The 15,432-nt window shown below is 68.9% G+C and carries 14 protein-coding genes; 1 reads left to right on the top strand and 13 read right to left on the bottom strand.

What is annotated here, in order from left to right; translation table 11 throughout:
* Positions 1 to 3 precede the first annotated feature (3 nt).
* From ACZYVJ_RS21830 to ACZYVJ_RS21790, 9 genes are all read right to left on the bottom strand, one after another.
* Positions 4 to 1,254, bottom strand: a complete 1,251-nt coding sequence (locus ACZYVJ_RS21830) for an HNH endonuclease signature motif containing protein (protein WP_463833275.1) — start codon at positions 1,252 to 1,254, stop codon at positions 4 to 6.
* A gap of 110 nt (positions 1,255 to 1,364) precedes the next feature.
* Positions 1,365 to 4,265 carry an MMPL/RND family transporter gene (locus ACZYVJ_RS21825; RefSeq protein ID WP_463833274.1) on the bottom strand — a complete coding sequence of 967 codons (2,901 nt, stop codon included), beginning with the start codon at positions 4,263 to 4,265 and terminating at the stop codon, positions 1,365 to 1,367.
* Positions 4,262 to 4,708: an MmpS family transport accessory protein gene (locus tag ACZYVJ_RS21820; protein ID WP_463833273.1), complete on the bottom strand. Its 447-nt coding sequence runs from the start codon at positions 4,706 to 4,708 to the stop codon at positions 4,262 to 4,264. Before ACZYVJ_RS21820 ends, ACZYVJ_RS21825 begins: the two co-directional genes overlap by 4 nt.
* A gap of 167 nt (positions 4,709 to 4,875) precedes the next feature.
* Positions 4,876 to 5,472, bottom strand: coding sequence for a TetR/AcrR family transcriptional regulator (locus tag ACZYVJ_RS21815; protein ID WP_463833272.1), 597 nt, complete (start codon positions 5,470 to 5,472; stop codon positions 4,876 to 4,878).
* Between the two features lie 72 nt (positions 5,473 to 5,544).
* Positions 5,545 to 6,657: a cystathionine gamma-lyase gene (locus ACZYVJ_RS21810; protein WP_463833271.1), complete on the bottom strand. Its 1,113-nt coding sequence runs from the start codon at positions 6,655 to 6,657 to the stop codon at positions 5,545 to 5,547.
* 4 nt (positions 6,658 to 6,661) lie between these two features.
* A complete protein-coding gene (gene ligA / locus ACZYVJ_RS21805; RefSeq protein ID WP_463833270.1) occupies positions 6,662 to 8,743 on the bottom strand; it encodes an NAD-dependent DNA ligase LigA in 2,082 nt (693 codons plus the stop codon).
* Between the two features lie 43 nt (positions 8,744 to 8,786).
* Complete coding sequence (locus ACZYVJ_RS21800; RefSeq protein WP_463833269.1) at positions 8,787 to 9,104, bottom strand: ArsR/SmtB family transcription factor; 318 nt, start codon at positions 9,102 to 9,104, stop codon at positions 8,787 to 8,789.
* Positions 9,101 to 9,583, bottom strand: a complete 483-nt coding sequence (locus ACZYVJ_RS21795; RefSeq protein WP_463833268.1) for an SRPBCC family protein — start codon at positions 9,581 to 9,583, stop codon at positions 9,101 to 9,103. The genes ACZYVJ_RS21800 and ACZYVJ_RS21795 overlap by 4 nt, the downstream gene beginning before the upstream one ends.
* A 64-nt stretch (positions 9,584 to 9,647) precedes the next feature.
* Positions 9,648 to 10,676 (bottom strand): uroporphyrinogen decarboxylase/cobalamine-independent methonine synthase family protein, encoded by a 1,029-nt coding sequence (locus ACZYVJ_RS21790; protein ID WP_463833267.1) that lies wholly within the window; start codon positions 10,674 to 10,676, stop codon positions 9,648 to 9,650.
* 99 nt (positions 10,677 to 10,775) lie between these two features.
* Between ACZYVJ_RS21790 and ACZYVJ_RS21785 the strand changes: the two genes are divergently transcribed.
* Positions 10,776 to 11,420 (top strand): sensor domain-containing protein, encoded by a 645-nt coding sequence (locus tag ACZYVJ_RS21785; protein ID WP_463833266.1) that lies wholly within the window; start codon positions 10,776 to 10,778, stop codon positions 11,418 to 11,420.
* A gap of 7 nt (positions 11,421 to 11,427) precedes the next feature.
* On the opposite strand, the gene mnmA is transcribed toward ACZYVJ_RS21785, so the two are convergent.
* From mnmA to ACZYVJ_RS21765, 4 genes are read right to left on the bottom strand one after another with little or no spacing between them, the layout of a single operon-like run.
* Positions 11,428 to 12,504 (bottom strand): tRNA 2-thiouridine(34) synthase MnmA, encoded by a 1,077-nt coding sequence (gene mnmA / locus ACZYVJ_RS21780; RefSeq protein ID WP_463833265.1) that lies wholly within the window; start codon positions 12,502 to 12,504, stop codon positions 11,428 to 11,430.
* Positions 12,505 to 13,683: a cysteine desulfurase family protein gene (locus ACZYVJ_RS21775; protein ID WP_463833264.1), complete on the bottom strand. Its 1,179-nt coding sequence runs from the start codon at positions 13,681 to 13,683 to the stop codon at positions 12,505 to 12,507.
* A gap of 33 nt (positions 13,684 to 13,716) precedes the next feature.
* The gene (locus tag ACZYVJ_RS21770) at positions 13,717 to 14,562 is read right to left on the bottom strand and encodes a lysophospholipid acyltransferase family protein (protein WP_463833263.1); all 846 of its coding nucleotides are present in this window, start codon (positions 14,560 to 14,562) and stop codon (positions 13,717 to 13,719) included.
* Positions 14,559 to 15,404, bottom strand: a complete 846-nt coding sequence (locus ACZYVJ_RS21765) for a GNAT family N-acetyltransferase (RefSeq protein ID WP_463833262.1) — start codon at positions 15,402 to 15,404, stop codon at positions 14,559 to 14,561. Before ACZYVJ_RS21765 ends, ACZYVJ_RS21770 begins: the two co-directional genes overlap by 4 nt.
* Positions 15,405 to 15,432: the final 28 nt, after the last annotated feature.

Here is a 15,432-nt window from a genome sequence, read left to right as displayed (position 1 = left end):
GAGTTAGTTGTTTGTCGGTGGTGGTTGGGGTTGGAAAGGTGTGTACCACCACCAGTCGGCGCGCTCGCCGGTCGGTCCGGGACACGGCGGCACTGCGGGCGGGGGCCCGGTTGGTGGGCGCGCCAGCGATCCCGGGCTCAGCACTCGGCCGGCGTCGTCGGTGACCCTAAGTGCACCTGCGGATCCGGTGATATTGAGGATCCCACGATGGTGCAACCGGTGATGATAAGGGCAGAGCAGCACCAGGTTGGCCAACTCGGTGGGGCCGCCGTCTTCCCAGTGCCGAATGTGATGGGCGTGCAGACCACGGGTGGCCCCACAACCGGGGACCACGCAGCTGCGGTCGCGATGCTCCAGCGCGCGGCGAAGCCGCCGGTTGATCAGCCGCGTCGACCGTCCGGCGCCGATGACCTCGCCGCGCCGCTCGAACCACACCTCACAGGTGGCATCACAGGTCAGGTATCGGCGTTCGGCGTCGGTGAGCAGCGGACCCAGATGCAGTGCCGCAGCGCGCTGCTCGACGTCGAGGTGTACCACCACCGTGGTGTGCTGCCCGTGGGGCCGGCGGACCGCCTCGGCGTCCCATCCCGACTCGACCAGCCGCATGAACGCCTCGGCGGTGCCAGGCAACGGGGGCCGCTGACCTGACGCGCCCGCGCCGTCGCCGTGCTCGCGCTGGTACTCGGTGATCAGCGCATCACGATGAGACGCCAACGCGGCGTCGAACTTCGCGGCATCATGGTGACCCAAACTGATCCGGTAGCAGCTGCCCCGCTCGGTGGCGGTCGCAGTGATCGAGCGCTCCAGCTCGGGCCGGGATTCGGGTCCGGGTCGGGGCTCCAGCTTGACCGCGGTGCGCAGCTGCGTGACCGTGGCACTACGCGCCAGCTGCGCATAGTGCTCATCGGACCCCTCGCCGGCCCGCGCCGCGATGATGCCGACCTGATCGGCCGACAGCCGGCCCTCCCGCAGGCCTTGAGCACAGCGCGGGAACTCCTGCAGCCGGCTCGCAATCGTGGTGATCGTGTGCGCGTTTGCCGGCGAACAGCCGGTCTTCCAGGCCACCAACGCCGGCACCGACCGCGCGCCGGTCACCCCGCACAACTCGTCGCGCTCGATCTCGGCCACGATCTCTACGATGCGCCCATCAATCGCGTTGCGCTGACCGGTCAACTCCGCCAACTCCTCGAACAACACCTCAAGCCGCTCACTAGGACTCACCACCAACGCGCCTGCGGATGCGGTCGAAGACATAACCTCATCATCGCAGCCACCACCGACAAATCCAGGCCACCCGATCCCCAGCACACGCCGGAAAGCAACGGGGTTGCGCTAGAACGGTGGACTCGGCCGGGGGAACCGGATCAGCGAGCTTTTGATGACATCGCCACCGGGTCGTCGTCGTCCCACAACAGCAGCTGACGAACCGCCGGGCGCGGACCGTAGGGCCGCAGCATGGTGCTCGCCGGGCGCGGGCGCACCCGTTGCGGCCACCAGAACCAGCGTCCGAGAAGCCTTGCGACAGAAGGCGTCATGAATGAGCGCACGATCAGCGTGTCGAACAACAGGCCGAGCCCGATCGTCGTCCCGATCTGACCGAGCACCTGGAAACCGCTGAACACGAACGCACACATGGTGACGGCGAAAACGATTCCGGCCGAGGTGACGACCGAGCCGGAGCCGGCCATCGCGCGGATGATGCCGGTGTTCAGCCCGGCATGGATCTCCTCCTTGAAGCGGGAGATCAACAGCAGGTTGTAGTCGGATCCCACCGCCAGCAGCAGGATCACCGCCAGCGCGAGCACGACCCAGTACAGCTGGATGCCGAACATGTACTGCCACACCAAGACTGACAGGCCGAACGAGGCCCCCAGCGACAGGGCTACCGTCCCGACGATCACCAGCGCGGCGATCAGGCTGCGCGTGATGATCATCATGATCAGCAGGATGAGGCTCAGCGCGGCGAACGCCACGATCATCAGGTCGTACTTGGCGCCATCCTGGATGTCCTTGTACGTCGCGGAGGTCCCGCCGACGTAGATGCCCGCCCCGGCCATGGGCGTGCCCTTCAGGGCCTCGTGCGCGGCCTTCGTGATCGGATCGATGTGCGAGATGCCCTCGGGCGTCGCGGGATCGCCTTCGTGCGTGACGATCATCCGGGCGGCCTTGCCGTCCGGCGACAGGAACAGTTTCAGGCCACGCTTGAAGTCGGGGTTGTTGAACACCTCGGGCGGCAGGTAGAAGGTGTCGTCGTTCTTGGCCGCGTCGAAGGCGCGCCCCAACGCCGTCGCGTTGTCGATCGCGGCCGCGGTCTGCGCGTAAATGCCGGACAGCGTGGCGTAATTCGCCAGCGTCAGATCGCGATTGGTCTGCTGGCTTTGGATCTGCGGCGGGATCAGCGCGGTCAGTTTCGGCTGCAGCGCGTCGAGCTTGTCGAGCGAGGCGGTGAGGTTTTCGAACTTCTCGGTGAGCTGGTCGATGCCGTCGAGCGCGTCGAACAGGGACCGGAACGCGAAGCAGACGGGAATGTCGTAACAGTGCTTCTCCCAATAGAAGTAGCTGCGCACCGGCCGGAAGAAGTCGTCGAAATTCGCGATCTTGTCGCGCAGATCCTGGATGGTACCGAGCGTGTCGTGAAAGCTCTGAGTCTCGTCGTGAGTGGTGCCGGCGAGCTGCTGCTGCAGGGTGTACTGCTGCTTGAGGATGTTGATGGTCTTGGTGAGTTCGTTGGCCTGCTTGAGGGCGTCGTTGGCCCGATCTTGTTGGTAGGTCAGGTTTTGCTGTTGCGCCGCGCTGGAATTGCTGACCACGAACGCGAGCGAACTGTGCACGAGCGGGGTTCCCAGCGGCCTGGTGATGGTCTGCACCTGCGCGACGCCGGGAACGTGGAACACCGCCTTGGCCACCTTGTCCAACACGAGCATGCTCTCCGGGTTGCGCATGTCGTGATCGGTTTCGACCATCAGCAGCTCGGGCTCCAGCCGGGCCCGCGAGAAGTGCTTCTCCGCCGCGGTGTACCCGACGTTGGCCGGCGCGCTGGCCGGCATGTAGGGCCGGGTGTCATAGCTGGTCTTGTAGCCGGGCAGGGCGAGCAGGCCGACCAGGGCCAGCGCGCACGCCGCCGCGAGCACCGCGCCGGGCCACCGGACGATGGCGGTGCCGATGCGCCGCCAGCCGCGGGTTCGTATCGCCCGCTTGGGGTCGAAGATGCCCACCATCGCACTCAGGGTGAGGATCGCCGGCCCCAGGGTGAGCGCGGCGAACAGCGCGACCAGGATGCCCAATGCGGCTGGTATGCCCAGACTTTGGAAGTACGGCAATCGGGTGAAGCTCAGGCAGGCCACCGCGCCGGCCACCGTGAGTCCGGAGCCCAGCACGATGTGCGTCGTGCCGTGATACATGGTGTAGAAGGCCTTTTCGCGATCCTCGCCGGTGCCGCGCGCCTCCTGGTAGCGGCCGACGAAGAATATCGCGTAGTCCGTTCCGGCCGCGATCACCAGCAGCGTCAGCAGATTCGTCGCATACGTCGACAGGCCGATCACGCCGGCGTTACCCAGAAATGCGACAAGGCCTCGGGCGGCTGACATTTCGATGAGCACGGTGGCGAGCACCAGCAGCGTGGTGAGCACCGAGCGGTACACGAAGAACAGCATCAGCGCGATCACCCCGATGGTGATCGCGGTGACCTTCGCGGTGCCCTTGCTCCCGACGTCGAACTGATCGGATATCAGCGGCGCCGCCCCGGTCACATAGGTCTTGACGCCGGGCGGCGGCTTCATGCGCTCGATGATGTCGCGCAGCGCCCCGACGCCCTCGTTGGCCAACGCCGAGCCTTGATTGCCGGCAAGGTTCACCTGAACATAGGCGGCCTTGCCGTCGCTGCTCTGCGATCCCGCCGCCGTCAGAGTGTCGCCCCAGTAATCCTGGACGTGTTGGACGTGCTTGTGGTCCTGCTCGATCCTGCGGACCATCTCGTCGTAGAAGCGGTGGGCGTCGGCGCCCAACGGCTTGTCGCCTTCCAGCACGATCATCGCCGAACTGTCGGTGTTGAACTCTCCGAACTTCTCGCCGATGCGCTTGACCGCCTTGAGCGACGGCGCATCTGGTGAGTTCAGCGCCACGTTGTGGGTCTTGCCCACGTCTTCCAGTTGCGGCACCGCGATGTTGGTGAGGGCGGCGAGCGCGACCCAGAACAGCAGGATCGGCAGCGCCAGCCGGCGGATGGTGCGCGGCACGAACGGCCGCGGCTGTTGATCGTTGCTCATCCAGATTTATCCAGACAGAAGGTGTAGGCGTCGACTTTGTTGACGGTGCGTTGGTCTTTCACTTCTCCGTTGACGGTGATGCGGCAACCCAGGGTGTCCCCGTTGCCCTGCGCGACGACGTTTCCGATGACCGCGGGCTCGGTCGTGGTGATGGTGAACGACCACGGCAGGGGCGCGTCCTTGACTTGCCGCGGTTGGGCGTTGACGTCGAGGTAGTTGATGGTCGCAGTCGCGCCCGGTGCGCCGAAGACCTCGAGCACGACCTGCTTGGGGTTGAACGGAACGATCTCGTTGGACAGGCCGCTGTTGGCCGACGTGCTGCTGTGCGACCACAAGATTCCATGCAGGCGATAGATGCCGAATCCGGCGAGCACGACCACCACCACGGCGACGAGCACCATCCACCCCCGCTTCACCAGGGACGCGATCGAAAAGCCTTTCACCCGTTAGCCTTTCGAAAATCGGGCGACAAGATTCCACTCAAGCCAAACACGGCTGCCAACACCGTGAGTGTGATCGACAGGTATGACAGTACGGTACCGGACCGTACTGTACAAGAGACGCGCGCGTATATATTTTCCGGCCGGGGCCGCCGCTGACATGCGGCGTCTTACCCCGCCGACTTGGTCAGTCCGGGGATGAGGAAGCCGTCGACAAACGCTTCCACGGTGCGCCGGGTGGGCGGCCGACCGGGCAAGATCGACCGGAAGATGAGATAGCCGGGCAACAGGTCCCAGAGTTCGTCGGTGATGACGTCCTCGGAGATCTCGCCGCGGTCGGCCGCCTGATGCAGCACGTGCTGGATCGTGGCCTTGCGCTGGTCCAGGAACTGATGCTGCATGGCCTCGTTGAGCGCGGGGTGGCGCGACACCTCGACCATCACCGCGCGGATGGTGCCGGCGTGCTGCCCGCATTCCTGGCTGATGGTCTCCCCCAGGCTCAGCAGGTCACCGCGCAACGTGCCGGTGTTCGGCGGGACGGCCACCTGGCGGACGCCTTCGATGAAGGCGGCCAGCACCAGTTCGGCCTTGGACGGCCAGCGCCGGTAGACCGTGGCCTTGCTGGCGCGCGCGGCGTTGGCCACCGCGTCCACCGTCAGCTGGTCATAGCCGTGTTCCTGCAGCAGCGCCAGGGTCACGGCCAGTATCTCGGCCTCGCGCGGCGACCACGGCGACGCGTGCTCACACCGGTCGGCCGTCTGGGTCATAGAGCCCACGATAGAGCCGGTCGGGCGATGCGGACCAGTTTCGGCGCAGTCGGCCCGCACGAATCTGAATCGTCAGGGGGAAGACATCAGCGCGCGTTCGATGTCGGCGAGCAGGTCGTCAGTGTCCTCGATACCCACTGAGATGCGCGCGAATCCGTCGACGACCGGGTCTCCCCAGCGCGCCCGGCGGTCCACCGAGGTGTGCAGGCCCCCGAAACTGGTGGAGGCGATCAGCAGTTCGCTGCGGTCCACCAGCCGGTGCACCGCGGTCGCGTTGGCCAGTTCGACCGAGACCAGCGCCCCGAATCGGCGCATCTGTGCCATGGCCACCGGATGCGCCGGATCGTCGGCCAATCCCGGATAGCGCACCGCCCGCACCGCCGGGTGGCGGGCCAGCATGGTCGCCAGCGCCCGGGCGTTCTGGCATTGCCGTTCGAAACGCAATCCGGCAGTTGCCATGCTGCGCAACAGAAGCCATGCCTCGAACCCGCCCAGGATCGCGCCGGCGAGCAGCCGATGTCGCTCCACCGCGGCCAGCAGCTCGGGCTGGCTGGTGGCCACGTAGCCGGCCAGCAGGTCACCGTGACCGGACAGGGCCTTGGTCGCACTGGCCACCACCGCGTCCGCCCCCAACGACAGCGGCTGCTGACCCAGGGGCGTGGCGGCGGTGTTGTCGACAATCAGGCGCGCGCCGCGGCCGCGGCAGATGGTGGCCAACCGGTGCAGATCGACGACATCCAATCCCGGGTTGGTGGGAGTTTCGGCCAACACCACGTCCGCCGTCGCGGCGGCGTCATAGATCTGCGAGCTCGACGCCTCGACGACCGTCACACCGGCGGGCGCCAGGTCCTCGGTGGCGTAACGGCGCACCTGGTAGTACCCGTCGACCGGTATCACCAGCGTCGATTCGGGAGTCACCGCCGCCCGCAGCACCGCACCGATGGCCGCCATGCCCGAGCCGAACACCCGCGCGCCGGTGGCGCCCTCCAGCTCGGCGAGTGCGGATTCCAGTTGCCGCCAGGTCGGATTGGAGCCGCGGCCGTAGCTGTCCAAGACATCGGATTCGTCGCCGGACAGATGGTAGGTGGACACAAGCACCGGCTGCGGGGCCACTGGTTGACCCGTAATCACTTGAGAATCAACGGCTTTGAGGCTGCGGGTGGAATCACCGTACCGATTGCTCATCGGCTCAGTCCGCCGGGGTTTCGGTGGGACCCTCGGCCAGCAGCTTCCGGAAGCCGTCCTCGTCGAGGACGGGCACCCCCAGCTCGATCGCCTTGTCGTACTTGGATCCTGGCGAATCGCCGGCCACGACGTAGTCGGTCTTCTTCGACACCGAGCCGGCGGCCTTGCCCCCGCGCGTCAGGATCGCCTCCTTGGCGTCGTCGCGGGAAAAGCCGCTGAGCGACCCGGTGACCACCACCGTCAGGCCCTCCAGCGTGCGCCGCACACTGGTGTCGCGCTCGTCGGCCATTCGGACGCCGGCCGCGCGCCACTTGTCGACGATCGCGCAATGCCAGTCGACGGTGAACCATTCGGTGAGCGCCGCCGCGATCGTCGGCCCGACGCCTTCCACCGCGGCCAGCCGCTCCGTCGACGCCGACATGATCGAATCCAGATCGCCGAACTCGGTCGCCAGGGCACGTGCGGCCGTCGGCCCGACGTGACGGATCGACAACGCCACCAGGACCCGCCACAGGGCGACCTTCTTGGCCTTGTCCAGGTTGTCCAGCAGCCGCTTGCCGTTGGCGGACAGGGCGCCGGCCTTCGTCCGGAACAGCTCGGTGCGCAACAGGTCGTCCTCGGTGAGGGTGAACAGGTCGCCCTCGTCGGCGATCACCTCGGCCTTGAGCAGCGCGATGGCCGCTTCGTAACCGAGCCCCTCGATGTCGAACGCACCGCGACCGGCTACGTGAAACACCCGCTCTCGCAACTGCGCCGGACACGACCGGGCATTGGGGCAGCGGATGTCGGCGTCGCCCTCCTTGGCCGGCGCCAGCGTGGTGCCGCACTCGGGACACGCGGTGGGCATGACGAATTCGCGTTCGGAGCCGTCCCGCAGGTCGACGACCGGACCGAGCACCTCCGGGATCACGTCGCCGGCTTTGCGGATCATCACGGTGTCGCCGATCAGCACGCCCTTGCGTTTCACCTCGGCGGCGTTGTGCAGGGTGGCCAGCCCCACCGTCGACCCGGCCACCTTCACCGGCGTCATGAAGGCGAACGGGGTGACGCGTCCGGTGCGCCCGACGTTGACGCGGATGTCGAGCAGCTTGGTCTGCGCCTCCTGCGGCGGGTACTTGTAGGCGACCGCCCAGCGCGGCGCGCGCGAGGTGGTCCCGAGCCGGCGCTGCAGCGCGACATCGTCGACTTTGACTACCACGCCGTCTATTTCGTGCTCGAGCTCGTAGCGGTGCTCACCCCAGTAGCCGATCCGTTCCTCCACGGCGGCCAGGCCGCGCACCCGCGCGGTCTGTTCGGCCACCGGCAGCCCCCAGGCGTTCAGGGCGGTGTAGGCCTCGTGCTGGGTCTTCGGGACGAACCCCTCGGTGCGGCCGATGCCGTGGCAGATCATCCGCAGCTTGCGCCGGGCGGTGACGGCCGGGTTCTTCTGGCGCAGCGACCCCGCGGCGCTGTTGCGTGGGTTGGCGAACGGCGCCTTGCCGTCTTCGACCAGGCTGGCGTTGAGCGCCTCGAAGTCGGAGAGCAGGAAAAACGCCTCACCGCGCACCTCGAGCAGGGCGGGAATCGGGAAGTCCTTGCTGGCGGACAGCCGCTCGGGCACGTCGTCGATGGTGCGCGCGTTGAGCGTCACGTCCTCGCCGACCCGGCCGTCGCCCCGGGTCGCGGCGCGTTCCAGCCGGCCGTCGCGGTACACCAGCGCCAGGGCGACCCCGTCGATCTTGAGTTCGCACAGGTAGTACGGCTGGTCGCCGACCTCGTTCTCGACGCGGTTGTTCCAGGCCACCAGCTCGTCGCGATCGAAGACGTCGTCGAGGCTCAGCATCCGTTCCAGGTGCTGCGCCTCGGCGAACTCGGTGGCGAATCCGGCCCCGCCGACCAGCTGCGTCGGCGAATCGGCCACCCGCAGCTCGGGGTAGCGCTCCTCCAGCGCGAGAAGCTCGTTGAACATCGCGTCGAAGTCCGCGTCCGAGATGATCGGCGCGTCCTTGATGTAGTAGCGGAATTGGTGTTCACGGACCTCTTCGGCGAGGTCCTGCCACTGCCGGCGAACCTCGGGCGATACCGAATCAGCTTCTGCTGCGCTCACCTTGGCAGGCTATCCGAGGACACCGACGCGAAACCGGGCGCGCTCAGTCCTCCACGAAGGCCCGCAACCGATCCATCGCGGCATCCCACCGCCGGGACAGCTGACTCAGGTAGTCGCTGGCCGACGCCAACGGCTGGGTCTGCACCGTCCAGACCCGCTCGCGGCCCCGCCGTGCGCTGGTCACCAGCCCCACGGACTCCAGCAGCTGCAGATGCTTGGTGGCCGCCTGCCGGGTGACCGGTATCCCGCCGGTGACCTGCGATGTCGAACTGGGGCCCTGGTCGCAGAGCCGCACGAAGATGCGCAGCCGGTTGGGATCGCCGAGCGCGTCGAAGAGCGGCGCGTCGACGGCGACTTTCATACCCGGACGCCTTCGATGTACCTGCGCACCAGCGTGGTCTGGATCGCCCAGCCCTCGCCGTTGGCGTCGAACGACGGCCCGCGGCGCGCCTCGGGAATCGCCTCGAACCCGGATTCGGTGATGGTCAGCAGAACGCCGTCTGGCTGCTCGCGCAGGGTGAATTCGACCAGGGTGGTCGGCTCGCTGTCGTAGTCGACGTCCGGGTCGATGGCGAACGGATGCCAGCGGTAGGCGAACCGGCGCCGCGGCTCGACGGCGACGATCTGCCAGGTGCTGCGCACCCCGGCGTGGGGCTCCTGACGCTTGGCGACCTCCCCGTCGACGACGGTCGGGCTGATCGCCGCGGTCACCGACGTCCCGGCGACGAACGGCCCGTCGAAGCGCACCCCGAACCATCGGCCGAACTCCTCGGCGTCGCTGATGGCCCGCCACACCCGCTCGAGCGGCGCGCGCAGCACCACCCGCTTCTCGATCTTCATATGCAACCTCCTGGTTGCCTATTACTTCAGCACGACCCACCCGAAAGCGCAACCTTTCGGTTGCCTATTCGATGGCGTCGGGATCCTCGGCGAACATCTCAGCCGCCTTGCGGGCCAGCTCGATGGCGGTCCGCGCCCACTCCGGCGTCGCACCGGCCAGGCCACAGGCGGGCGTGACGCCGATGCGGTCGCGCAGCGCCGAACGAGCGAAGCCAAGCCGATCGGTCACCGCGACCACCGCGGCGGCCACCTCCTCCGTCGACGGCCGGCGCGGCGGGGCGTTGCCGGCGACCACCCCCAGCGCGACGGTGCGGCCGGACTCCAAGAACTCGGCGACTCCGTCCAGATCCGCCGCGCTCAGCGCGTTGGCGTCTACCGATACACCACGAAAGACGCTGCGCTGCAAGAGGTCCCATGGCAGGCCGGGGGCACAGCAGTGCAGCAGCACCTCACCGCCCACCGTCTGGGCGCAGGCGTTGAGCAGGCCCGCGGCCACCTCCTCGTCGATCGGCGCCACCGGGCTCAGCGCTGTCACCCCGCTCAGCCCACCGCCCAGGGCCCTGGGCAGCGACGGCTCATCGAACTGCACCACCACCTCCGCCTCGAGCCGGCGCGCCAGCCCCGCACGATGCGCGGACACGCCCTCGGCCAGCGAGGCCGCCAGGTCGCGCAGCGCCCCGGGATCGGTGATCGCCCGGTGGCCGTTGGACAGCTCGATCTCGGCGGCCAGTGTGATCGGTCCCGGCGCCTGCACCTTCACCACCCGGCCGTCGTTGCGCAGGCCGGCGGCCTCCCAGGCCTCTTCCAGCGCGTCCATGTCCTCGTCGAGCAGGCTGACGGCGCGACGGGTGACCGCGCCGGGCCGGGCGGCCAGCCGATAGCCGCGCGGCACCGTGTCGATGGCCACGTCGATCAGCAGCGCGCCGGCCCGGCCCAGCATGTCGGCACCCACTCCGCGCGCCGGCAGCTCGACGATGTGCGCCAGCGCGCCGGCGAGTTCACCCACGACGACTTCGGCGGCCTGGCGCGCGCCGATGCCGGGCCACGATCCGACACCGCTGGCGCTGGCAAAGGGATGGGTGAAATCACTCACCGGGCAACCGTATTCGACGGCGCACCACCCGCCGGTCGGCAGGGGTCTGTGAGCCGCGGGGCGGCACGGGTAGTTTCAACGCCAGAGAGGTGCGAAAACGTGTCGCAGAAGGCGAAATCGGCGTGGCTACCGGTGTTGTGCGCGGTGGTGGCGCTGGTGGCGGCGTGCACCCGGGTGGTGGACGGCGCGGCCGTGGCGGGATCCGCCGCCGACCGGCGGGTGGTGCAGGGCGTCGACGTCGACACCATCCTGTTGGATCAGACCCGGATGCGCGCGATCACCGGCGCCGGTGAGCATCTGACCATCATCCCGTCGATGGACGGCACCAGCCCGGTGGATATCGACGCGCTGGCCAATACCGCGCCGCGCGAGTGCCGGTTCATCTATGCCGAGACCGCGACCTTCGGGCGCGACCTCGAGGCGTTCCACAAGACGACGTTTCAGGACCCGCCCGACGGCGCGCTGATCTCCGAAGGCGCGGCGGCGTACCGCGATGCCGACGCCGCCCGGCGCGCCTTCGGCGCACTGGTGGGTACCGTCGGCGACTGCGCGAACGGCTCGAACGGCCGCCTCTATATCGGCGACTGGAACGCAGACGCGACGTCACTACACCTGCGGCCCGGCGGGTGCGGCCGCGACTACCGGATCCTGTCGGTGGCCATGCTGGAGGTCACCTTCTGCGGCTTCGCGCAATCGGTGTCCGACATCGTGATGACGAATATCTCCGCGAACATGCCGCGGTAGCCCGCGTTCAGCGGGTGGTGCCGGCGATGGTGGCGCTGCCGAGCACCTCGTCACCGTCGGGATCGGGCCGGTACAGCACCAGCGTCTGGCCGCGGGCCACGCCGCGCATCGGTGCGCGCAGCCGCACGACGAGCTCGTCGTTGATCAGTTCGGCTATCGCGTCGGCTGTTTCGCCGTGCGCGCGCACCTGAACCGCGCACTCCACCGGCCCGGACGGCGTGACGCCCGAGGTGAAAATCGGTGTCCGCCCGACCATTTCGCGTATCTCGAGGTCGGCCGCCTCGCCCACCTGGACGGTCGAGGTCTCCGCGTCGATCGCGGTCACGTAACGCGGCCGGCCGTCGGGCCCCGGCCCGGCGATGCCGAGCCCCTTGCGCTGGCCGACGGTGAAACCGTGCACGCCGTCGTGCTCGGCGAGCACCGTGCCGTCCGCATTGACCACGGCACCGCGGCGCACCCCGATGCGCTCGCCCAGGAAGGCACGGGTGTTGCCCGACGGGATGAAGCAGATGTCATGGCTGTCCGGCTTTTCGGCGACGGTCAGGCCGCGCCGCGCGGCTTCGGCCCGGATCTGCGGCTTGGGGGTGTCCCCGATGGGGAACGCCGCGTGGCGCAACTGCTCGGCGCTCAGGACGGCCAGCACGTAGGACTGGTCCTTGTCGTGATCGACGGCGCGGCGCAGCCGGCCATCGGAGAGCCGGGCGTAGTGGCCGGTGGCCACCGTGTCGAACCCGAGCGCAACGGCCTTCGCGGACAACGCGGAGAACTTGATCTTCTGATTGCACACCACGCACGGGTTGGGGGTTTCGCCGCGCGCGTACGACGACACGAATTCGTCGATCACGTCCGTCTTGAACCTCTCCGCGAAATCCCAGACGTAGAACGGGATTCCGAGCACATCCGCGACGCGGCGCGCGTCGGAGGCGTCTTCCTTCGAGCAGCACCCCCTCGAGCCGGTGCGCAGCGTGCCGGGCGCGCTGGACAGTGCCAGGTGCACGCCGACGACGTCATGTCCGGCGTCGACCATCCGGGCGGCGGCGACCGACGAGTCGACGCCACCGCTCATGGCAGCAAGCACTTTCACTTAGGACGCCCCCGTGGCCGCCAGCGCGGCGCGACGGGCGCGGTCCACCGCCCCGGGCAGTACCCGCAGCACCGCGTCGACGTCGGCGTCGACACTGGTGTGCCCCAACGACAGTCGCAGAGAACCGCGGGCGCTGGTCGCGTCGGCGCCCATCGCGATCAGCACGTGCGAGGGCTGCGCGACACCGGCGGTGCACGCCGATCCGGTCGAGCACTCGATTCCGTTGGCGTCCAACAACATCAGCAGCGCATCGCCCTCGCAGCCGCGGAACGTGAAGTGCGCGTTGCCGGGCAGCCGCAGCGGATCGCGGGCCCCGTTGAGAATGACGTCCTCGATGCCGCCCAGCACCCCGTCTACCAGCCGGTCACGCAACGCGCGCAGCCGTGCGCTGTTGACCTCGAGCCCGTCGACCGAGATCCGGGCCGCCGCCGCCATTCCGACCGCTCCGGCGACATCGGCGGTGCCCGAACGGATGTCGCGCTCCTGCCCGCCCCCGTGCGCCAGCGGCACGCACGCGACGTCGCGGCGCAGCAGCAGCGCGCCCACCGCGGGCGGGCCACCGAATTTGTGTGCGGTCACGCTCATCGCCGACAAACCGCTGGCGGCGAAGTCGACCGACAGCTGCCCCACCGCCTGAACGGCGTCGCTGTGCATAGGGACGCCGAATTCGGCCGCGACGGCGGCGAGTTCGGCGGCCGGCATCACGGTGCCGACCTCGTTGTTGGCCCACATCACCGAGACCAGCGCGACATCGTCGTGCCGTGTGAGCACCTCGCGCAGCGCCGCCGCCGACACCGACCCGTCGGTGTCGGTCGGAAGCCAGGTGACCTCGGCGCCCTCGTGTTCGACCAGCCAGTTCACCGAGTCCAGCACGGCGTGGTGTTCCACCTCGCTGGTGACGATGCGCCGGTGGCGCGGCTCGGCGTCGCGGCGGGCCCAGTAGATGCCCTTGACCGCCAGGTTGTCGCTCTCGGTGCCGCCGGCGGTGAAGATGACCTCCGACGGGCGTGCGCCCAGCCGGTCGGCGATCAGCTCACGGGATTCCTCGATGCGGCGCCGCGCCGCGCGGCCGCTGGTGTGCAGCGAGGACGCATTCCCGACCGTGCCCAGCACAGCCGTCATCGCCTCGACGGCGGCGGGGTGCATCGGGGTGGTGGCGGCGTGATCCAGGTAGACCATGACGCGACCCACGATACCGGCCCGCCCGTTGGCTCAGGCCACCAGCACGTGCCCGTGACCAGCGCGCCGGGTGGTTCCGGCGCCCACCGCGGACTGGCACCGACCGGCCAGGGTGCGGCGGTCGGTCCCGGGGAGCTGCAGAGACTCGACGTGCACCCGGGCCAACGTGCGCGGCACGACGAGCAGCCGACGGATCGAGCTCAGCAGGGTCTCGTCGCCGACGAAGGCCGGCACCGTCGAGGGGCTGCCGTCAACGTGGTGGTAGGTCAGCCGCAGCGGCTGCACCGGCCGGCCGGCGTCGATCGCGGCCTGGAACATCGCCGGATAGAACGCGCCGCGGTCCCGGCCACACCAGGTGGTGCCCTCCGGAAATGCGACGACCGTCTGGCCGGCACGCAGCCTGCGGGCGACGGCGTCCACCACGCCGGGCAGGCGCCGCAGACTGGTCCGCTCGATCGGGATGATCTTCAGGAAGCGGGCCACGACCCCGGTCGCGGGGCCGGTGAACATGTCGGCCCGCGCGACGAACGACCCGGGCAGCACCGAACCGATGGCGAAGACGTCGAGCCAAGACATGTGCGGGCTCACCACCAGCACCCCGCTCAGGTTGCGAATCGGGTTGCCCGTCACGGTGATTCGGACGCCCAGGCAGCGCAGCACCAAGCGGCAGTAGATGCGCTGCACGCGGGTGCGGCCCGGCACCGGCACCGCCAGCAGCGGCAGGCCCGGCGCCAGCAGCAGCGCCAGCATGAGGCGAAGGGTCACCCGCAGCTTCGTCAGCAGCGGTCGTGACGCCACCACGTCGCCCGCACCCACACAGCGGGCATCGCACGAGGCGCGCGGTAGCCAGGAGTGCCCGGTGCCCGCGGGGGCGTTCATCGCTCGCCGCCCGCCATTTCCGACGCCGCGGAGACCGATCGGAGTCGCTTGAGATATCGGGTGTCGGCGTGCGCCTTGTCCAGCAGGACGCAGAAGTCGCCGACGCCGAAGTCCGGGTCGCGCGCGGGTTCGCCGCACACCTGGGCGCCCAGCCGCAGGTAGCCGCGCAGCAGCGCCGGAACCGAGGGCCGCGCGGGCGGGGCGATGTCGTCGATCCCCCTCCCGTTCACGACCACCGGCCGGTGCGGGTAGACGCGGTATTCCGGGGGTGCCCCGTGCCGGCTCAGAATGAAGTCGCGGACGCCGCGCAGCTGGCTGCCCGGAACGTCGGATTCGCCGCCGATGGGCACCGACACGCACCCGGTCACGTGGTCGTAGCCGTAGCGGTCCAGGTAGGCCAGGATGCCCGCCCACATCAACAGGACGACGCCGCCGTTGCGATGCCCGTCACGCACCACGGCGCGTCCCATCTCCACCAGCGACGGCCGCAGCGGGTCCAGGGCGCGGATGTCGAACTCGGTGGCGGTGTAGAGCCCGCCGGCCGCGATGGCCCCCGCCGGCGCCAACATGCGGTAGCAGCCGACCAGCTCACCGGTGTCGTCGTCGCGAACCAGCAGGTGGTCGCAGAACTCGTCGAACCTGTCGACGTCCCGTCCTTGTTGGTCGGCCGCCGACAGTGCGAAACCGGGCGTGCTGGTGAACACGTCGTACCGGAGTCGCTGCGCCGCCTCGATCATGGCGGGGTCGGTGGACAGCAACAGGGAGTAGCGGGGTGCCGCCGACGAGCTGGTGGCCGTTCCGCTTGGCTTATCGCTGGGTATGAGGACTGAAGCAATGCTCATGAACCCAAACGTGGCGTAGTCGATGAGC

Source organism: Mycobacterium sp. IDUB_3 (assembly GCF_055419585.1).
Note: the sequence above shows the minus strand (reverse complement) of the source record. Positions and strands in the feature narration are given on the sequence as shown.